This is a genomic window from Vibrio sp. 10N.222.52.B7, assembly GCF_041474275.1.
GTDB lineage: Bacteria > Pseudomonadota > Gammaproteobacteria > Enterobacterales > Vibrionaceae > Vibrio > Vibrio crassostreae_C.
On sequence record NZ_JBFRTU010000136.1, the window covers coordinates 879 to 1,211 of the forward strand.

Genomic DNA, 333 nt, shown 5'->3' on the forward strand with positions numbered 1-333 from the left:
ACCTCTGTATATCGACAAGGAAATTGTTGGCGTTATCACCGTAAAAGTGAGCTTAGAAAATCTCGAAAACATCCTAACCAGCGACGATTTTGAGATCGTAGTACTCGACTCTAACCAAGTGGTCTTTCTATCAAGCCAAGCTCCATGGCTTTACCATTCATTGTTGCCACTAACTCAGCAACAACAAACGGATATCGCACTTCAACGCCAATACGGTCAAAGCGAAATTTCGATCATCGAAGCCTTTCGCTCTTCAAGCTCTCAATCAGAAACTAGCAACGCCAATCAATCTAGCAACCTTCAATCCAATGAAATCCGAAAAGAGCTCACCGC

The 333-nt window shown here is 43.2% G+C and carries 1 pseudogene; it reads left to right on the forward strand.

The window, feature by feature from the left end:
• Positions 1-333 (forward strand): annotated as a pseudogene (locus AB4512_RS21465) (sensor histidine kinase); the annotation flags it as partial.